The following is a 19,080-nucleotide window of genomic DNA, read 5'->3' as shown; positions in this document are numbered from 1 at the left end:
GATACGGACTTCCCAAAGGCAGGCCGTACACTCATTAGCTGCAATGAATGCATTGGGAGATATTATGGGATTGATATCGTCGCTCTTCCGCACTACCCACCTAAAAGGCTTGCGCAGAAGCCAATCCGCCAGTGGCGCCTACCACTGTGAAAACCTACCCACCGCCATGTCATCTCTCGGTCTGACTGACAAGCCCGGATTACTGCTTACCTTTGTGCCGCCAGAGGCTGATTTTTCTCAGGTCAACCACGCCTGGCAGCGTCTTTCCGGCGCGAAACGCACCGTACTGACGCTGTCATCCACCGGGACATTGTGTAGCCAGCGCAACCGGTCAGTCTATCGAGATATGACCGGTCAACAAGGTAGCTGGTTATGGTTGCCGGACTCATTGATTGCACACCATGAAATCCATCTGGTTGATTTGCACGTCAACGATAAATCCAGCGCCCACATGCGCATCAATGCCATTCGTCGTGAACTGGATAGATTGAGTGTGAACATGCCGCTTTCAGCCGATCGCACGTTTGCGCTGATTTATTGCGACGGGCTGGCGGCGTCCGAAGGTTTTCTGATGCAGGCCTGGTATACCAGTCGCCGTTTTCCCTGCCTGGCCATCGGCGGCGCGGCCGGTGGTTTGCTGGATTTCAGCGGTACCTACATCGGTAACAGCAATGCGGTCTTGCAAGGCAAAGCGGTGATCGTGTTTTGCCAAATGGCGGAGGGGAAATCCTTTGCGCCATTTAAAAGCCAAAATTTTGAACCCACCGATCAGCGCTGGCTGGTGGCGGAAGCGAATCCGGTCGCCCGTACCGTGACATCGGTATTCGACGCCCATGGCCGCACGCGGCCAATCATCGACGCTATCGCCGACGCCCTGCACTGTGCACCTAACCAGATCGCGCAATATCTGGAAGGCAAAACCTTCGCCGTCAAGGTAAACGACGAGTATTTTGTTCGCTCTGTCGCCGCCATCAAGGAGGACCATATTGTATTTTTCTGCGATCTGGAATTCGGCGATCAGCTCTATCTGATGCAGGAAACCGACTTCATCACCGCAACACAGCATGACTGGGAGGCGTTTGTCGCCCAATACGGCGACCCCGAGTTACTGCTGCTCAATGACTGCGTCCTCCGCCGGGTCGGTAATACCCGGTTGCCGGAGGCGCATTTCTTTCACACCATCCCGGCGGCCGGTTTTTCCAGCTTTGGTGAAATTCTGGGCGTTCCTATCAATCAGACGTTGTCGGCACTGGCGTTTTTTGATCACGACGTGCGTGCCATGACCCACTTTCCGGTGGAATATGCAGCCTACGCCGCCCACTACGCCCAACGTTCGTTACGGCGTTGGGAAGCCTTGCACGGCATTCAGTCCACCGTCGTCAAACAGGTTGTGGACTACGAGCAAACGCTGGCGCCGTTGTTAATGACCATGCCGCAATTGGAACAGGCGACCTTGCGACAGAGCGAAACACTTGAACTGGCGCAAAGCAGTATCCGCGCCATCAGCGACGCGGCGACGCAAACACAACAGTCGCAACAGCGGCTGGAAAGCGGACTCAACGATCTTGAGCGTATTTCGCAGGGTATCAGCCAAATTACCAGCGGCATCAACGCCATTGCCGATAAAACCAACCTGCTGGCGCTGAACGCTGCGGTGGAAGCCGCACGCGCCGGTGAGGCGGGTCGAGGGTTTGCCGTGGTGGCGGAAGAAGTGCGTAAGCTGGCCAGTTCCTCCAAAGAGCAGGTTGAGGCGACCACCCACAGTATCAACGAAGCGGTAGACACCATTGCCCACATCCGCACCATTGCCCAGCAAACCGTGACCACCACGCAGCAGATGGCGGGCAAAAGCATCTCGGCCGCCGACCAAATCGCTACCATGAGCGCGGAAACCGAAAAAGATCGCCACAGCATGAACGCCAACCTCGGCAACCTGAAAGAACTGGCACGCGGCATGGATGCTATGCAAGACGCCGTCAACCAGTTGACGCTCCTGCAACGGCTGTCATCCACCTGACAGCCGTTGCGTAGTCAAGAAGAAGCACGGTTTCAGTGCTTCTTTTTTGCACGCAACAAGTGACAACGTCACTCAATCAAAAATCGCATCACGCTCAGTTGGTGGATATTCCCGGTGTCGCTCACTGCAACAACCGGCGCCGGCCATCTGCCCGCGTTTTTTGTGTGACTTATTTCACAATTAAGGCGAAAATAAATGTGATTTAGCGCTCATCAGACCGACAAGCAGTAATGTGACGCCATATTGCTCAATGAATCCGCCTCATCGCAGCAGAATGGAAAACCACGCTAAAAATAAGGATTAAATAATGCAAACCTTCCTGTCCGATAAGCTAAAAACGCCGCTCGGAGAATTATGGATAATTGCCGATGAAAATTATCACCTTAGAGCGATTGAATGGTGTGAGTACGAAGAGAAATTATATCGAACGCTGAATAAGAGTTATCACCGGGATCCCTTTGTGTTGCTGGCTTGTAATAATCCTGGGGGATTAACCGCGCGTCTTGAGGATTATTTCTCCGGCAATCTGGATGCCATCGCAAATTTACCCGTCGCCGCAGTCGGTACTGAATTCCAGCAACGGGTCTGGCGTGAACTGCGTACCATTTCATGTGGCAACACCATCAGTTATGGCCAACTGGCCGTTCGACTCGGTCAGCCGGGTGCCGCCCGCGCCGTGGGCCTGGCGAATGGTTCAAACCCGATCAGCATTGTTGTTCCCTGCCATCGGGTCATTGGCGCCAACGGTACATTGACCGGGTATGCCGGCGGCATCGAACGTAAACGCTGGCTATTAGCTCACGAGGGTTATTTGCCTTCATCGGATTTATTCGATGTCGGCCATTAAGTTATGTATTTCTCTCTCAACGGGGAAAATTACCCGAACCCAGTCGCCAAAATATTAATAAGCTCACTATTTATTGGTAAGTTCGGCGGCTTGTCGATCTTATCAGGCACAATAAAAGCTGTTAAAATTGACCGGTATCAATTATCGCCAGAGTAAATCCCATGATTCCTGAAAAGCGCATAATCCGACGCATCCAGTCTGGTGGCTGTGCCATCCATTGCCAGGATTGCAGCATCAGCCAACTTTGTATTCCCTTTACACTGAATGAGCACGAGCTGGATCAGCTCGACAATATCATCGAGCGGAAAAAGCCGATTCAGAAAGGCCAGGCGCTATTCAAGGCGGGCGATGAACTGAAATCCCTCTATGCCATCCGATCCGGCACCATCAAAAGCTATACCATTACCGAGCAAGGTGACGAACAAATCACCGGGTTCCATCTGGCAGGCGATCTGGTCGGGTTCGATGCCATCGGCAACGCGCTGCACCCCAGCTTTGCCCAGGCGTTGGAAACCTCTATGGTCTGCGAAATTCCGTTTGAAACATTGGACGATCTGTCCGGGAAAATGCCGAACTTGCGTCAGCAGATCATGCGACTGATGAGCGGTGAAATTCGTGGCGACCAGGATATGATTCTGTTGCTGTCGAAGAAAAATGCAGAAGAGCGGCTGGCCGCGTTTGTCTACAATCTGTCTCGCCGTTTCGCTCAGCGCGGGTTTTCTCCCCGGGAATTTCGTCTGACCATGACCCGAGGCGATATCGGCAACTACCTCGGATTGACGGTAGAGACCATCAGCCGTCTGCTGGGGCGTTTCCAGAAAGGTGGCATCCTCGCCGTAAAAGGCAAATACATCACCATCGAAAACATTGATGCGCTTGCAGAACTTGCCGGCACCACCAAAAACAAAGCCTAATCCCATTGCCGGATCAATGACGACACCAAATTATTGATCCGGTTCTCATCCCCAGTTGTCCAAATTGATTTCGTTGCGGTACTCTTAACAGGCAGGTTGTAGACTGTTGCCTGTCGACAGGAGGAGCTATGGCGAAGTATCAGAACATACTGGTAGCTATTGACCCGAATCAGGATGACCAGCCCGCACTGCGGCGAGCGGCCTATCTGGTTCAACGCATTGGCGGCCGAATCAAGGCTTTTCTGCCCATCTATGATTTTTCCTATGAAATGACCACCTTACTCTCCCCGGACGAACGTACCGAGATGAGAAAAGGCGTCATCGAACAGCGTAAAGAGTGGATTGAAGAGCAGTGCAAATACTATCTTGAGGCCGGCATTCCGATTGATATCAAAGTGGTCTGGCACAACAAGCCTTATGAGGCCCTTATTCAGGAGGTCATTGCCGGGAATCACGACCTGTTGCTGAAAATGGCTCACCAGCATGATCGTCTCGAGGCGGTGATTTTCACGCCGACGGACTGGCAGTTACTGCGTAAATGCCCGTGTCCGGTCTGGATGGTAAAAGATCAACCATGGCCTGAGAATAGCCGTGCTCTAGTTGCCGTCAACCTGGCCAGCGAGGATCCTTATCACGACCCACTGAATATCAAATTGGTCTCGGAAGCCATCGATTTGGCCAAGCAGGTCAATCAGACGGAAGTCCACTTGGTGGGAGCCTATCCCGTCACGCCAATCAACATTGCCATCGAATTACCGGATTTCGACCCAGGCGTATACAACGACGCTATTCGTGGTCAGCACCTGTTGGCCATGAAATCGTTGCGGCAGAAATTCAATCTGGATGAACGGTTTACGCATGTCGAGAAAGGGTTGCCCGAAGAAGTCATTCCCGATCTGGCGGAACACCTGCAAGCCGGCGTCGTCGTTCTCGGCTCATTGGGGCGTACCGGTCTGTCGGCGGCGTTCATCGGCAATACGGTAGAACATGTGATCGACCATCTGAAATGCGACCTGTTGGCCATCAAGCCGGACGATTTTGTTTCCCCCGTCACCCAGCAAGGTGACTCACCAACTGAAAACAGCTGATTAAGACAAAAAAACAGGGGGCTTCCGCCCCCTGCCATGTTTTTATATACCCGCCGACCCGTTACAACGCTTTGAGAATTGCTTCGACGCTGTCTTTAGCATCGCCAAACAGCATTTGGGTGTTCTCTTTAAAGAACAACGGATTTTGTACCCCAGCATAGCCGGTGTTCATGGAACGCTTGAACACGATAACGTTCTGGGCTTTCCAGACTTCCAGTACCGGCATGCCGGCGATGGGGCTATGCGGATCCTCCTGTGCAGCAGGGTTCACCGTATCATTGGCGCCGATAACCAGTACGGTATCGGTATCAGCGAAATCGTCGTTGATCTCATCCATCTCCAGCACAACGTCATAAGGCACTTTCGCTTCCGCCAGCAACACGTTCATATGTCCAGGCAGCCGCCCCGCCACGGGATGGATGCCAAAACGGACATTCACGCCTCGGGCGCGCAGCTTGGCCGTAATGTCGTGCACCGGATATTGCGCCTGGGCAACCGCCATGCCGTACCCGGGAGTAATGATCACGGAACTGGAGCCCTTCAGCAGTTCAGCCACTTCTTCCGCCGTCGTTTCGCGGTATTCGCCGACTTCCTCACTGCTGCCGGACGAGGAGCCGTCCGTACCGAATCCCCCCGCAATCACGCTGATAAACGAACGGTTCATCGCCTTGCACATGATGTAGGACAGGATCGCCCCTGACGAGCCCACCAACGCCCCCGTTACGATCAGCAGGTCGTTGCTCAGCATGAAACCCGCCGCGGCCGCGGCCCACCCCGAATAGGAGTTGAGCATGGAAACCACGACCGGCATGTCCGCCCCACCAATGGAGGCCACCAGATGCCAGCCGAACGCCAGCGCAATCAACGTCATCAGCAACAACGCAAAGAACTGCATGCCGACGCTGTTGGTTTTAACGAACACCAGCAGCAACAGGAATGACAATACCAGCGCCGCCAGATTCATTTTGTGACGGTTCGGCAGCATCAGCGGCTTGGAAGAAAGCAACCCGCGTAGTTTGCCGAACGCGACGATGGAGCCGGTAAAAGTCACTGCACCGATGAAAATACCGAGAAAAACTTCGGTCAGGTGAATATTCACCATGATCCGATCAGTGATGTCGCTTTCATCAATGAAACTGTTAAAACCCACCAACACCGCAGCTAAACCGACAAAACTATGCAGGATAGCGACCAGCTCCGGCATTTCGGTCATTTCAACCTTACGTGCCAGGTGAACGCCGACTGCGCCGCCAATCGCCATGGCGACGATAATCCAGCCTACGCTGCCGGCGTTCGGCCCCAGGATCGTCGCCAGCAGCGCAATAGTCATCCCACTGACGCCAAAGATATTTCCCTGCCGGGATGTTTCATGTTTGGATAAGCCGGCAAGACTGAAAATAAACAAAATAGCAGCAACGATGTATGCCGCCGTTACTAATCCACCAGACATCGGCTACCCCTTAATTCTTGCGAAACATCTTCAGCATGCGCTGAGTTACGGTGAAACCACCGAAGATATTGATGCTGGCAATCAGCACCGCGATGAACGAGAAGAACGACACCCATCCACCATGCCCTATCTGCAACAACGCGCCCACCACGATAATCCCGGAAATCGCGTTGGTGACAGACATCAACGGCGTATGTAATGCATGACTGACATTCCACACCACGTAGTAACCGACCACGCATGACAACGCGAACACGGTAAAATGCGACAGGAACTCTTTGGGGGCGACATTCGCCAGCCAGCCGAACAGAACGATGGCGATAGCCATAAAGATGAACTTTCTCAACGGCGATGCGGGCTTTTCCTCGGCTTGCGCAGCGGCGGCCGCAGGTTTTGCCTGCTGAGGCTGGGCGGACACCTGGATCGGCGGTGCCGGCCAGGTCAATTCACCGTTACGAATCACAGTAACGCCGCGAATGACGGTATCGTCGAAATCGATATCGATCTCGCCGTTTTTCTCTTTACACAACAGTTTGAGCAGGTTAACCAGATTGGTGCCATACAGTTGTGAGGACTGCGTAGGCAGACGGCTGGGTAGATCGGTATACCCGATGATTCTCACCCCGTTTTCCGTCACCGTTACCTGATCAGCCACGGTTAACTCGCAGTTTCCACCGGTCTGTGCAGCCAAATCGACAATCACACTCCCCGGCTTCATGCTTTCTACCATCTCGCGCGTAATCAGACGCGGAGCCGGTTTACCTGGAATCAACGCCGTGGTGACGATGATATCGACCTCTTTAGCCTGCGCAGCAAACAGTGCCATTTCAGCGTTGATAAAGGCTTCAGACATGACTTTGGCGTAGCCATCGCCGCTACCGGCTTCTTCTTCAAAATCCAGTTCCAGAAACTCGGCGCCCATACTACGCACCTGTTCTTTCACTTCAGGACGGGTATCGAATGCGCGGACAATGGCACCCAGGCTGCCGGCAGCGCCAACAGCCGCCAGACCGGCCACGCCGGCGCCAATGATCATCACTTTGGCCGGAGGCACTTTACCCGCAGCAGTGATTTGCCCGGTAAAGAAACGGCCAAACTCATGGGCGGCCTCTACAATCGCGCGATAACCGGCGATATTCGCCATAGAGCTCAATGCATCCATAGACTGAGCGCGGGAAATACGAGGCACAGCATCCATTGCCAGTACAGTAATCTGACGTGCAGCCAATGTTTCCAGCAACGCCGGATTCTGCGCAGGCCAGATAAAGCTGACCAGCGTGCTGCCAGCCCGAGTCAATTCCACCTCATCATCCAGAGGCGCGTTCACTTTGAGGATGATATCGCTCTGCCAGACAGTCGCCGTATCCTCAATCGTCGCGCCGGCCTGTTCATACGCAGCATCATCAAAGCTGGCCAATTTCCCAGCCCCGCGTTCAATAGCGACCTCGAAACCCAGTTTCAACAGCTGCTCCACCGTTTTCGGCGTCGCTGCGACACGGGCTTCATTGGCCAGCCGTTCTTTCGGTACACCAATACGCATTATGAGTCCCTTTTCGTTGTCACGAAGGTTCTTATTGCCAATTCACCATGTAAATGATTTGCCGTACTACAGATACGCATTCTGTTTCTACGGCCAATCACGTTATAACCTACTGAAAATGTAATTTATGATCCACATGTAAAAACATTTAGTCATAAAACGGAGTTATGGCAGGCAACAACACCAATTCGTGGTTATATATCGCAGTTTAAATAAACTTTCTTAGCATTATTACCACTGGAATATTTAAACCTACTTCACAAAAATTTCGTTACTAATTTGTTAAAAATTAGGATGTTAATAAATATTCTTCATGATGCGGAATATGTTATTAACTCAGGTAATTCACAGCATAGTGTCTTGCGTTCCCCGTGATGCGGTTTCGATTCAAAATGCTGGAGCGCCGCCGGATATTCCGTGCCATAATCAGCGGCTACCAAATAAGACGGCTTTGTACGTATTCACCGTATTGCGTCAGGCGAAAGGATTTTTTATGAAGCTGAAAAATCGCGTTTTTGCATCAACACTCCTATCAATAGTAGCGTTTTCCACGCAGGCAGCGCAGGAACTTACTCCTCAAAAAGCAGAATCACTGAAACCCTTCGACCGCATCACTTTTTATGGTCGCTACGATGCTATTTATGAAGCGGCTAACGATGCATCCCGACAAGCCGATGCCCGGGGCGCCGCGGCCTTCTATATCCAAAGCACATCCGAAGTTAACGGCGGCCGCTGGGCAGTCACCATCGATCTCTATAAAAAAGATGCGCCGGCAGCCACCAAAGACACAACATACCGTGAATTCAGCGGCGTAAAAGAGTTATCAAAAGATGAAGCGGTTCGTCTGGAACCCTATGATCTGGTAACAGTTACCGGCGCGTTCGGCACTCAGTTAGAGATCAAGGAAGAAATCGGTCAGGAAGCCAGACGGAAAGGCGCTTACTCCTTCTTCATCGCCCGCCAGGCGGATATTAACTCCAACGGTTCAACCCAATCCGCCACCGCATTCTTGTTCAAAAAAGACGCGCCCAAACGCCAGGTTCAAAGCCCAGATGCCATTCCGGCCAATTCTGACGCCGGTAAGGCCGCGATGGCGGCTGGCGGCACGGCTGCGGCGAATGTTGAGATCCCTGGCGTAGCCACCTCATCCTCGCTAAGCAGCAAACTCAGTAGTTTCTTCGCCAGTAACGGGCCGCGTTACTCCGTCACGCTTCCTGACGGTAAAAAAATTGAAGAGTTGAATAATACAACTGCCGCCCAAATGGCCCCATTCGATTCGATCACCATCCGCGATTCGTTCAGCAGCCCGACAGATATCTCGGAAGCTGTGGCCAAAAAAGCGGCAGAGAAAGGCGCTAAGTTTTACCACATTACCAAACGCTGGCAGGAAAACGGCGAGCGCTACACGATCAGTGCAGACCTGTACAAATAATGTGTAAATACGACCGACAGCAATAATGATGCCGACCGAACTCGAACTGATGTGTAGGTCGGCATCACGTGATAACGTTGCAGCCGGATACTGATGTAAAAAACCCGCTATCCAGCGGGTTTTTTATGGCGGCAATCCAGCATTAATTGCTGGTATCCAACTCAGGGAAACTTTTTACCAGTTCATCAATCGCTTTCATCTGCGCCAGGAACGGCTCCAGCTTATTAAGCGGCAACGCGGACGGGCCGTCACACCTGGCGCTATTGGGTTCCGGGTGCGCTTCAATGAACAGGCCGGCCAGCCCTACCGCCATTCCCGCACGCGCCAGCTCCGTAACCTGAGCACGGCGACCACCGGATGCCGCACCGAAAGGATCGCGACACTGTAAGGCATGAGTCACGTCAAAAATAACCGGCAATCCATGAGATGCCTGCTTCATCACGTTGAAACCCAGCATATCAACGACCAGATTGTCGTAACCGAAATTAGTACCGCGATCGCACAAAATCACATTTTCATTGCCGCCTTCACGGAATTTATCGACGATATTGCCCATCTGTCCTGGGCTGATAAATTGCGGCTTTTTAACGTTAATCACCGCACCGGTCTTCGCCATCGCTTCAACCAGATCAGTCTGGCGCGCCAGAAACGCCGGTAGCTGGATGACATCAACCACATCGGCGACAGGCTGAGCCTGATACGCTTCGTGTACGTCAGTAATCACCTTAACGCCGAAGGTTTGTTTTAATTCCTGGAAGATTTTCATCCCCTCTTCCAGACCCGGGCCGCGGTAGGAATGGATTGATGAACGATTGGCCTTATCAAAGGATGCTTTAAAAACGTAAGGAATCCCCAATTTTTGAGTTACCGTTACATAATGTTCACAAATCCGCATTGCCAGATCACGCGATTCCAGCACGTTCATACCGCCAAACAGTACAAACGGAAGATGGTTGGCAACCGGGATATCCCCGACGTTAACCACTTTGTTGTTCATAGCATTACCTTAGTCGGATTAAATAAGAAAACATTGTTAATGCAGGACGATCTGCTTCTGCTCAATGGAGTGAATCTGAACCTTGATCATTTCACTGACCGGATCTTCCGGGCATTGCTCGACAAAATAATTCAAATCAGACAATGCGATATGGTCACAATCAAGCTGGGCGTAAATCAGCCCGCGGTCACGAATCTCGTAAGGGTCTTCCGGATCGAACTGCAACACCGTCTCGCTGGCACGTAATGCAAGTTCCATCTGTTTTTCTTCCATCAACGCGATCTTCAACGTATCCAACAACTTGCGGACAATCATGACATTTTCGGCTTCATCCAGATCTTCATCCGCCAGGCTGGCAGACAAGCCAAGATTTCCTTTTAGCCAGACATCCAGCACATGTTCGTCCAGCGAATCGCCATTCAGCGGATTGATCAGCCACATTTCACCGTCCAGCCAATCGGCCCGAAGAATCAACTGCGTAGGAAAAATCACCGGCATCAGCGGCAACTCTAACTGATGTGCAATATGCAGAAAGATAACCCCCAATGAAACCGGCATACCCTGTCGTGACTCCAGCACTTTATCCAGCCAAAGCACATCCGAAAGTCGGTATACCCCGCTGGCGCCGCCAAAGCCCCAGGTGTGAAAGAACAGCTCAATAAGCTGCTCAAGCTGCTGATCTTGTTCAAGTTCGGTGGAAATCGTCGCACGGGCCTCCTCAACGAGTTGCTGAAGATGACGTTTTACGCTTTCGGAAGAGAAATCCCGACGTATCGACTGGGATACCAGAACCACACCTTCGCTTAACGGTGATTGGTTGAACTCAAAATCAGCAATAGAACTCATAATTAATCCATCAGCAAAAACTCAGGCGGTGAAACCTGAAGACATATTCAGGCCAACCAACAACGTCCTCGCCACGCCTTTATGGGCAAAACCGCTGTTTTACAGACCCCAGCGCGGCGGGTATAGATAATAATGCTAAACCTTTTTTTCGTCAGCCTGCTTTCCATGCCCTGGCGGCAGATAGCCGCCACCGACGTTCTTCCCTGTGATCCCGCTCAAACAAGCCGACCGGTCGGGCTTGATCATGTTCAAGCCGGATGCGCCCACATTCCCAGCGATACCCGCTCGTTACCGCCATAGTCACGACACGTTTCTACCTGTGAAAAACCATACTGCCAGAAAAGCTCACGCACGCTTTCGCCTTGCAGCCAACCATGTTCCAACAGCAACCACCCGCCATCTAACAGGAAATGTCGCGAATATTGCACGATATGACGCAAATCAGCCAGGCCGTGTTCACCGGCCACCAGTGCACTTGCCGGCTCATATCGCACATCGCCGCAATTCAAGTGCGGATCGGCGGCATCAATATAGGGGGGATTACTGACGATCATCGAGAATCGCTGTTCATTCAGCGAAGAAAACCAATCACCCAACAGGAAACGGACGTTATGGATCCCCAGACGCCGGGCGTTATGCGTAGCCAACGTTACCGCATCGGGCTGACAATCAACGCCCAGCACATCGCAAGCCGGACGCTCACTGGCTATCGCCAGCGCAATAGCACCGGTTCCCGTCCCCAGATCCAGCACGGACAACGCCTGTGGCGGCAGGCGTTGCAGCGCTTGCTCGACCAGACACTCCGTATCAGGCCGCGGAATAAGCGTTGCCGGGGAAACCTCAAGCGCTAATGACCAGAACTCTTTTTCGCCGGTCAGATAGGCAATGGGCTCGCCGGCCGACCTGCGCGTCAGCAACCCTTCAAGCATTTGTTGCTGATCGTCGCTTAACAACGTTTCACCAAACGCGATCAGGAAGGTGCGGCGCTTGCCGGTCACATGCCCCAACAGAATTTCCGCATCCCGCCTGGGGCTGTCGCTATCCTGAAGTCGCTCGATAGCCTGATGCAGCCACTGTTGATAATTCATTGATCCTGTTCGGCCAACGCCGCCAGTTGGTCAGCCTGATACTCCTGAACGATCGGCTGAATCAGCATATCCAGTTTGCCTTCAATCGCTTCATCCAGACGATAAAGCGTCAGGTTGATACGATGATCGGTTACTCTTCCCTGCGGAAAGTTATAGGTACGGATACGGTCGGATCGATCGCCGCTGCCCAACAGGTTACGCCGCGTCGAGGCCTCTTCCTGCTGACGCTTTTGCATTTCCGCCGCACGAATACGCGCTGCCAGCACCGAGAGCGCCTTGGCTTTGTTTTTATGCTGTGAACGCTCGTCCTGGCACTCCACCACAATGCCGGTGGGCAAGTGGGTAATACGGATGGCGGAGTCGGTCGTGTTGACATGCTGCCCACCCGCGCCAGAAGAACGGAAGGTATCGATGCGCAGATCCACAGGGTTGATATCCGGCAGTTCAGCCTCCGGCACTTCCGGCATGACCGCCACGGTACAGGCCGACGTATGGATGCGCCCCTGAGATTCCGTCGCCGGAACACGCTGCACCCGATGCCCGCCGGATTCAAATTTGAGCTGCCCGTAGGCGCCTTCGCCGATCACTTTGGCGATCACCTCTTTATAACCGCCATGCTCGCCATCGCTGGCGCTTACCATCTCAACCCGCCAGCGACGCGATTCAGCATAACGGCTGTACATGCGGAACAAGTCGCCGGCAAACAATGCCGCCTCATCACCGCCGGTTCCGGCGCGAATCTCCAGGAAGCAGCCGCGTTCATCATCCGGATCACGCGGCAACAGCAGGACTTTCAACTGCTGCTCGAGCGTATCCCCCGCTTCTCTGGCTTCCTTCAACTCATCCTGCGCCATTTCGCGCATTTCAGGATCATCAAGCAACATTTCCGCTGTAGCGATATCGTCCTGAGCCTGTTGCCAGCGCTGAAAACAGCGCGTGATATCGGTCAACTGGGCATATTCGCGGGATAACATCCGGAAACGGTCCATATCAGAGATAATCGAGGGATCGCCAAGCAGCGCCTGTACTTCTTCATGGCGCTCTTGTAACGCTTCCAGTTTGGCAACAATAGAAGGCTTCATGCGAGCAGTTAAGTCCTGTTTCTATCCAAAGGGGGAAAAGAATGCTAGTTCAGCCCAAGGCTGTCACGCAAAATCTGTAAACGATCGAGATCGCCATCACGCGCGGCCTGCTGAAGTGATTTGGTAGGAGCGTGGATCAGGCGATTAGTCAGCCGATGCGTCAACTCCTGCACCACCGCTTCCACGTCGCCGCCATTCTGAATCGCAGCCAATGCCCGGGCGGTCATCTCTTCACGCAGTTGATCCGCCTGCGAACGATAATCCCGAATGGTTTCAACCGCCGCCTGAGCCCGCAGCCAGGCCATAAATTCCACGCTCTCCTGCTGAACGATAGATTCGGCCTGAACCGCCGCCGCCTGTCGCTGCGCCAGGTTATGCTGAATGATGGCCTGCAGATCGTCTACGCTGTAGAGATAAATGTTGGGCAATTTGCCGACTTCCGGTTCGATATCGCGCGGTACGGCGATATCCACCATCAGCATCGGTTGATTGCGGCGCGCTTTCATCGTCCGTTCCATCATGCCCTTGCCGATAATAGGCAAGGTGCTGGCGGTAGAACTGATCACGATGTCCGCCGTCGGCAACCGAGAATCCAGCTCCGCCAGCGCGATCACCTCGGCCCCCACCTCATCGGCCAACAATTGCGCACGTTCGCGGGTGCGGTTGGCAATCACCATACGTTTGACCCGATGTTCGCTCAGATGTCGGGCGACCAGTTCGATAGTCTCGCCCGCCCCGACCAGCAACACGCTGACATCCCCCAGAGATTCAAAAATCTGTCGGGCCAACGTACAGGCGGCAAACGCGACGGAGACAGCACTGGCACCAATCTCGGTTTCAGTTCGGACTCGTTTGGCAACGGTAAACGATTTTTGGAACAGACGTTCAAGATCGCCGGATAAAGAGTGTTCGCGCTGGGAATCGGCAAAGGCTTTCTTTACCTGACCAAGGATCTGAGGTTCGCCAAGCACCAGCGAATCCAGCCCGCTGGCAACACGCATCAAATGGCTGACCGCCGCATTGTCTTCATGCCAGTACAGGCTTTTACACACATCTTCAGGATTCAGTTGATGGTATTCGCACAGCCAACGAATCAGCTGCTCTCGACGGTTGCCCTCTTCCTCGACGCTGAGATAAAGTTCGGTGCGATTACAAGTGGAAAGCAGTACGCCGCCCTGAACCAGCGGTTGCTGCAGCAGGCTGTGCAAAGCATGTCCAAGCGTATCCGGCGCAAACGACACTCGTTCACGCAATGAGACAGGCGCTGTTTTATGATTGATACCAAGCGCAAGCAGGGTCATGGTTTGCGGAGTAATCCCGGTGTTAGTATGGGTTTCATCTGAAGCGCATTCTACTTGAAGCCCGATGGCAAGAAAAGCGACCCGGTCGCCCGGTTCGGGCTAAGGGCTGGTTTGCCGTCCGGCAATAACAAAGATTGACGCGCCTTGCCAACACCGTTAGCGTGACGCCTTGCAGTAGCCACTTAATGTTTCACAGGATCCTATCGACATGCCCCAAAAATCCTTTCGCTGCCTGCGGTTACTTCCCCTGGCCAGCGTTCTTCTGACGGCCTGTTCCCTGATGCAACCCACTCAACCCGGTAAAGCCCCGACCTCCCCCGAGTGGCGAGAACACGCACAAAAAGTACAGAATTTGAGTCAATATCAAACCCGCGGCTCCTTCGCCTATATTTCCGATAGGAAAAAGCTGTACGCTCGTTTCTTTTGGCAGCAATCCTCGCCGCAGCGCTACCGTCTATTGCTGACCAGCCCGCTGGGAAGTACCGAGCTTGAGCTGCAATCCCAACCTGACAATGTGCAACTTATTGATGGGAAAGGAAAACGTTATGTCGGCAAAGATGCCCAGTATATGGTGCAGCAATTGACCGGCATGGCTATACCGCTCGACAACCTGCGCCAGTGGATGCTGGGCTTACCGGGCGACGCACAGCGCTATGAGCTGGATCAGCACGCACTGCTCCGCAGCGCCAGTTATCGTCAGGGCGATCAGGACTGGTCTGTCAGTTACCAGTCCTACACAGAAGGGGCGCTGCCTTTGCCGCAAAGCCTGGAGCTCAGCCAAGGTGAGCAGCGCATCAAACTGAAAATGGATAACTGGACGGTACAATAACCCATGCAAGCGACAATCACGCAATGGCCGTCCCCGGCTAAGCTGAATCTGTTCCTGTACGTCACCGGGCGTCGCGCCGACGGTTATCACAATCTGCAAACACTGTTCCAATTTCTGGAGTATGGCGACACGCTGACGATCACCCCCAGACCGGATTGTCGCATCCTTTTGCACACCCCCATTGCCGGCGTACCGGATGAACAAAACCTGATTGTCCGCGCGGCCAGCCTGTTACAGGTTCATTGTCAGCAGCACCATCTTCCTTACGCCGGAGCAGATATCGCCATCGAAAAAAGACTGCCGATGGGTGGCGGTTTAGGCGGCGGCTCATCAAACGCAGCCACCGTATTACTGGCGCTGAATTATTTGTGGAACAGTAGGTTATCCGCCAAAGCATTGGCGGAGCTGGGGCTGGCGTTAGGTGCGGATGTCCCTGTTTTCATTCATGGGCATGCTGCATTTGCCGAGGGCGTGGGGGAGGTTCTGACCCCCGTATCGCCGCCGGAAAAATGGTATCTGGTTATACATCCCGGCGTACACATATCAACACCATTAATATTTAAAGATCAGGATCTTAAACGTAACACGCCGGTTATGCCGCTGGATCGCCTACTCACACAACCTTTCCGTAATGATTGCGAAACTGTAGTAAGAAAACGTTTTCGTAAGGTTGAAGAGCTACTTTTATGGCTGTTAGAATACGCACCGGCGCGCCTGACTGGCACCGGCGCTTGCGTGTTTGCTGAATTCGACACCGAGTCCGCCGCACGTCAGGTGCTAGACCGGGTTCCGGAAAGAATGACCGGGTTTGTTGCCCGCGGCGCGAATATCTCCCCGTTGCAACAACTGCTTTCCGGCCTATCAGAAGGCGCATGAAAGTCACCGCTACCGTGATTTCGAGCCTTTTATCCATACACCCGTATGCATACCCTATCATGGCATGCGTCACCCCGCCGGATAGGGTATTTCTCTGGACGCAAGCTTGAGGTTCTTCTCGTGCCTGATATGAAGCTTTTTGCTGGTAACGCAACACCGGAACTAGCACAACGTATTGCCAACCGTTTGTACACTGGCCTGGGCGACGCTGCCGTTGGTCGTTTCAGTGACGGCGAAGTCAGCGTACAAATCAACGAAAATGTACGTGGCGGTGATATTTTCATCATCCAATCCACCTGTGCCCCTACCAACGACAACCTGATGGAACTGGTGGTAATGGTCGATGCGCTTCGCCGTGCTTCTGCAGGACGAATTACTGCGGTCATGCCTTATTTCGGCTACGCCCGTCAGGATCGTCGCGTTCGCTCAGCGCGTGTGCCGATTACTGCGAAAGTTGTTGCTGATTTCCTTTCCAGCGTTGGCGTGGATCGCGTGTTGACCGTTGATCTCCATGCCGAGCAGATTCAGGGCTTCTTCGACGTTCCGGTAGATAACGTTTTTGGTAGCCCGATCCTGTTGGAGGACATGCTGCAGCAGAATCTGGACAACCCGATCGTGGTTTCTCCTGATATCGGCGGCGTAGTCCGCGCTCGCGCCATCGCCAAACTGCTGAACGACACCGACATGGCGATCATCGACAAACGTCGCCCACGCGCCAACGTGTCACAGGTCATGCATATCATCGGTGATGTGGCCGGTCGCGACTGCGTTCTGGTCGACGATATGATCGACACCGGCGGTACGCTGTGCAAAGCGGCGGAAGCGTTGAAAGAACGTGGTGCGAAGCGGGTGTTCGCCTACGCCACTCACCCGATCTTCTCAGGCAACGCACACGAGAACATCAAGAACTCGGTTATTGATGAAGTGATTGTCTGCGATACCATCCCGCTGTCGGAAAAAATCAAGTCGCTGCCGAATGTACGCACGCTGACGCTGTCCGGCATGCTGGCGGAAGCGATTCGTCGCATCAGCAACGAAGAGTCCATCTCCGCCATGTTCGAGCATTGATGCTCCCAGCAGAATGCCCCCCGATGCTTCATCGGGGGGTTTTATTGGATCACGCGACACGTCTCAGGAATCGCCATTTTACTCACCCGATGGATGGCGTCATCGACACCGCCACCTTCCGATCAGCAGGTATTGACGACACGGGCTGTCGCCTCCCCTGATTGATATGCTGAATTCGAGTCAATATTATTGCCCGTCGAACATTTCCTATGGCAAACCGAAAAATAAGGTTACTGATACGGCGTAATGTCCCTATGCCACAATTAATTCGGGTTGCAGGAAATCAATAATTCAATGAATCCCTGAGCGTTTACTCACGTCAATGACCTGAATGAACGACAACTCTGCCGTCAGCGATATAAACACAGCAGGCCGAGGCACCAAAGGGATGAAGCCCAAGAATGCGCCGAGTAATAACACCAGCGCACCGACAACGTAAAGCATGACGGATATCTGCATCGGCACAAAAATTATCGAATTATCCAGATTGGATAATTCGATACTCTTAATTGACTCTCAAGTCATCGCCAGCAAGCTGCACAGCTTAATTCTCTATTAATCGCCCATCAGGGATGACGTTCACGCCGACAGCGTTTATCGAAATGTTTCAGCCACCAATAACGGTCGGACACAGTCTCATGACCGCCGATGCGAGCACCGGTCAACCACAAGATAGCGCCGGCAAAAATGGCGACTAATTCCATATAGGTGGATGAGCCGGGTAAATTCAGCTCAGGTAACTGACTGGCAATAGCATAGGCGATACCAATTACCATGAGCAGCATCCCCACACCCATAAATATATTGCCTACTGTTATTGCATTCCGACGTTTCATATTTCACCTCCAGAAATATTCAGTTGAAATCGTTAATACGAAAGTGCCGCGTATTTCTCTGGTGTGATTACATTATAGGCAGGCGGCTATAACCCGATTGCGGAAGCGATCACAGTTAATGGCACATTTTGCTACTTTCCCCCTCAACCTTTCGTTATCCGCGACATGCGCGGCGCGTTATTGGTGATTCTCACTGCGGCGTGTAAACTGTCGCCCGATAAATGTCTCCTTGACTGCGTTACACCGTAACGCTCAATTCTGGAATCCGATAAGTGAGTAGCATCAAGTTAATTGTAGGTCTGGCCAATCCCGGCGCAGAATATGCCGCCACCCGGCACAACGCAGGGGCCTGGTACGTTGACCAACTCGCCGAGGCCTATCGGCAGCCACTGAAAGAAGAAAGCAAATTTTTTGGCTACACCGCTCGCCTGCAAATGGCGGGGCAAGACGTTCGCCTGCTGGTTCCCACCACCTTCATGAACCTGAGCGGCAAAGCGGTTGCGGCGATGGCGACGTTTTACCGTATCCAGCCCGAGGAAATTTTGGTCGCGCACGATGAGCTGGACTTACTGCCCGGCGTGGCGAAACTCAAACTGGGCGGCGGCCACGGCGGTCACAATGGTTTGAAAGACATCATCAGCAAGCTGGGCAACAACCCCAACTTTCACCGGTTACGTATCGGCATCGGCCACCCTGGCGACAAAAACAAAGTGGTCGGCTTCGTACTGGGCAAACCCTCTGCCCCTGAACAAACGCTGATCGATCAGGCGATCGATGAAGCGGTGCGTTGCACCGAGGTGCTGATGAAAGAAGATATGATTCGGGCGATGAACCGTCTGCACGCCTTCAAGGCTGCTTGATCGTTTGGT

Annotated in this window: 17 protein-coding genes; 9 read left to right on the top strand and 8 right to left on the bottom strand. The window is 53.1% G+C overall.

Annotated features, from left to right (window positions below; all coding sequences use genetic code 11):
• Window positions 1-64 precede the first annotated feature (64 nt).
• The 4 genes from DPA2511_RS09640 (at window position 65) to uspE (ending at window position 4,866) form a co-directional block, all read left to right on the top strand.
• Window positions 65-2,017 (top strand): methyl-accepting chemotaxis protein, encoded by a 1,953-nt coding sequence (locus tag DPA2511_RS09640; protein WP_012765476.1) that lies wholly within the window; start codon window positions 65-67, stop codon window positions 2,015-2,017.
• A 307-nt stretch (window positions 2,018-2,324) separates the two neighbouring features.
• Window positions 2,325-2,864 (top strand): methylated-DNA--[protein]-cysteine S-methyltransferase, encoded by a 540-nt coding sequence (gene ogt, locus DPA2511_RS09635; protein WP_012765475.1) that lies wholly within the window; start codon window positions 2,325-2,327, stop codon window positions 2,862-2,864.
• A 161-nt stretch (window positions 2,865-3,025) separates the two neighbouring features.
• Entirely contained in the window at window positions 3,026-3,778 is a 753-nt protein-coding gene (fnr, locus tag DPA2511_RS09630; protein WP_012765474.1) for a fumarate/nitrate reduction transcriptional regulator Fnr, read from the top strand.
• Between the two features lie 128 nt (window positions 3,779-3,906).
• Window positions 3,907-4,866 (top strand): universal stress protein UspE, encoded by a 960-nt coding sequence (gene uspE, locus DPA2511_RS09625; protein ID WP_012765473.1) that lies wholly within the window; start codon window positions 3,907-3,909, stop codon window positions 4,864-4,866.
• Window positions 4,867-4,927: 61 nt separating this feature from the next.
• On the opposite strand, the gene pntB is transcribed toward uspE, so the two are convergent.
• Together pntB and pntA are read right to left on the bottom strand one after the other, a co-directional pair.
• The gene (gene pntB / locus DPA2511_RS09620) at window positions 4,928-6,316 is read right to left on the bottom strand and encodes a Re/Si-specific NAD(P)(+) transhydrogenase subunit beta (protein ID WP_012765472.1); all 1,389 of its coding nucleotides are present in this window, start codon (window positions 6,314-6,316) and stop codon (window positions 4,928-4,930) included.
• A gap of 10 nt (window positions 6,317-6,326) precedes the next feature.
• Entirely contained in the window at window positions 6,327-7,856 is a 1,530-nt protein-coding gene (gene pntA / locus DPA2511_RS09615; RefSeq protein WP_012765471.1) for a Re/Si-specific NAD(P)(+) transhydrogenase subunit alpha, read from the bottom strand.
• A 493-nt stretch (window positions 7,857-8,349) separates the two neighbouring features.
• Here pntA and ydgH point away from each other — a divergent pair, with 493 nt between their 5' ends.
• On the top strand, window positions 8,350-9,288 hold the full coding sequence (gene ydgH, locus DPA2511_RS09610; protein ID WP_012765470.1) for a DUF1471 family protein YdgH: 939 nt from the start codon (window positions 8,350-8,352) through the stop codon (window positions 9,286-9,288).
• A gap of 142 nt (window positions 9,289-9,430) precedes the next feature.
• On the opposite strand, the gene kdsA is transcribed toward ydgH, so the two are convergent.
• The 5 genes from kdsA to hemA form a co-directional block, all read right to left on the bottom strand.
• Window positions 9,431-10,285, bottom strand: coding sequence for a 3-deoxy-8-phosphooctulonate synthase (gene kdsA, locus DPA2511_RS09605; protein ID WP_012765469.1), 855 nt, complete (start codon window positions 10,283-10,285; stop codon window positions 9,431-9,433).
• Between the two features lie 36 nt (window positions 10,286-10,321).
• Window positions 10,322-11,131 carry an invasion regulator SirB1 gene (gene sirB1 / locus DPA2511_RS09600; RefSeq protein ID WP_012765468.1) on the bottom strand — a complete coding sequence of 270 codons (810 nt, stop codon included), beginning with the start codon at window positions 11,129-11,131 and terminating at the stop codon, window positions 10,322-10,324.
• A gap of 248 nt (window positions 11,132-11,379) precedes the next feature.
• On the bottom strand, window positions 11,380-12,219 hold the full coding sequence (gene prmC, locus DPA2511_RS09595) for a peptide chain release factor N(5)-glutamine methyltransferase (RefSeq protein WP_012765467.1): 840 nt from the start codon (window positions 12,217-12,219) through the stop codon (window positions 11,380-11,382).
• On the bottom strand, window positions 12,216-13,301 hold the full coding sequence (prfA, locus tag DPA2511_RS09590) for a peptide chain release factor 1 (protein ID WP_012765466.1): 1,086 nt from the start codon (window positions 13,299-13,301) through the stop codon (window positions 12,216-12,218). Before prfA ends, prmC begins: the two co-directional genes overlap by 4 nt.
• A 44-nt stretch (window positions 13,302-13,345) precedes the next feature.
• On the bottom strand, window positions 13,346-14,602 hold the full coding sequence (hemA, locus tag DPA2511_RS09585) for a glutamyl-tRNA reductase (protein ID WP_012765465.1): 1,257 nt from the start codon (window positions 14,600-14,602) through the stop codon (window positions 13,346-13,348).
• Between the two features lie 208 nt (window positions 14,603-14,810).
• Between hemA and lolB the strand changes: the two genes are divergently transcribed.
• The 3 genes from lolB to prs all read left to right on the top strand — a co-directional run bounded on the left by lolB (window position 14,811) and on the right by prs (window position 17,375).
• Entirely contained in the window at window positions 14,811-15,431 is a 621-nt protein-coding gene (gene lolB / locus DPA2511_RS09580; RefSeq protein WP_012765464.1) for a lipoprotein insertase outer membrane protein LolB, read from the top strand.
• 3 nt (window positions 15,432-15,434) lie between these two features.
• Window positions 15,435-16,307, top strand: coding sequence for a 4-(cytidine 5'-diphospho)-2-C-methyl-D-erythritol kinase (gene ispE / locus DPA2511_RS09575; protein ID WP_012765463.1), 873 nt, complete (start codon window positions 15,435-15,437; stop codon window positions 16,305-16,307).
• 120 nt (window positions 16,308-16,427) lie between these two features.
• Entirely contained in the window at window positions 16,428-17,375 is a 948-nt protein-coding gene (prs, locus tag DPA2511_RS09570; RefSeq protein WP_012765462.1) for a ribose-phosphate diphosphokinase, read from the top strand.
• A gap of 566 nt (window positions 17,376-17,941) precedes the next feature.
• On the opposite strand, the gene ychH is transcribed toward prs, so the two are convergent.
• Window positions 17,942-18,211 (bottom strand): stress-induced protein YchH, encoded by a 270-nt coding sequence (gene ychH / locus DPA2511_RS09560; protein ID WP_012765461.1) that lies wholly within the window; start codon window positions 18,209-18,211, stop codon window positions 17,942-17,944.
• A gap of 272 nt (window positions 18,212-18,483) precedes the next feature.
• Between ychH and pth the strand changes: the two genes are divergently transcribed.
• On the top strand, window positions 18,484-19,071 hold the full coding sequence (gene pth / locus DPA2511_RS09555; protein WP_012765460.1) for an aminoacyl-tRNA hydrolase: 588 nt from the start codon (window positions 18,484-18,486) through the stop codon (window positions 19,069-19,071).
• The last annotated feature ends 9 nt before the right edge of the window (window positions 19,072-19,080 follow it).

It is taken from the genome of Musicola paradisiaca NCPPB 2511, assembly GCF_000400505.1.
GTDB lineage: Bacteria > Pseudomonadota > Gammaproteobacteria > Enterobacterales > Enterobacteriaceae > Musicola > Musicola paradisiaca.
This window is presented reverse-complemented; position numbering and strand designations above follow the sequence as displayed.

Coding starts and splice junctions, on each gene's coding strand:
- DPA2511_RS09640 (WP_012765476.1), top strand. CDS start 65: ATGGGATTGATATCGTCGCTCTTCCGCACTACCCACCTAAAAGGCTTG.
- ogt (WP_012765475.1), top strand. CDS start 2,325: ATGCAAACCTTCCTGTCCGATAAGCTAAAAACGCCGCTCGGAGAATTA.
- fnr (WP_012765474.1), top strand. CDS start 3,026: ATGATTCCTGAAAAGCGCATAATCCGACGCATCCAGTCTGGTGGCTGT.
- uspE (WP_012765473.1), top strand. CDS start 3,907: ATGGCGAAGTATCAGAACATACTGGTAGCTATTGACCCGAATCAGGAT.
- pntB (WP_012765472.1), bottom strand. CDS start 6,316: ATGTCTGGTGGATTAGTAACGGCGGCATACATCGTTGCTGCTATTTTG.
- pntA (WP_012765471.1), bottom strand. CDS start 7,856: ATGCGTATTGGTGTACCGAAAGAACGGCTGGCCAATGAAGCCCGTGTC.
- ydgH (WP_012765470.1), top strand. CDS start 8,350: ATGAAGCTGAAAAATCGCGTTTTTGCATCAACACTCCTATCAATAGTA.
- kdsA (WP_012765469.1), bottom strand. CDS start 10,285: ATGAACAACAAAGTGGTTAACGTCGGGGATATCCCGGTTGCCAACCAT.
- sirB1 (WP_012765468.1), bottom strand. CDS start 11,131: ATGAGTTCTATTGCTGATTTTGAGTTCAACCAATCACCGTTAAGCGAA.
- prmC (WP_012765467.1), bottom strand. CDS start 12,219: ATGAATTATCAACAGTGGCTGCATCAGGCTATCGAGCGACTTCAGGAT.
- prfA (WP_012765466.1), bottom strand. CDS start 13,301: ATGAAGCCTTCTATTGTTGCCAAACTGGAAGCGTTACAAGAGCGCCAT.
- hemA (WP_012765465.1), bottom strand. CDS start 14,602: ATGACCCTGCTTGCGCTTGGTATCAATCATAAAACAGCGCCTGTCTCA.
- lolB (WP_012765464.1), top strand. CDS start 14,811: ATGCCCCAAAAATCCTTTCGCTGCCTGCGGTTACTTCCCCTGGCCAGC.
- ispE (WP_012765463.1), top strand. CDS start 15,435: ATGCAAGCGACAATCACGCAATGGCCGTCCCCGGCTAAGCTGAATCTG.
- ychH (WP_012765461.1), bottom strand. CDS start 18,211: ATGAAACGTCGGAATGCAATAACAGTAGGCAATATATTTATGGGTGTG.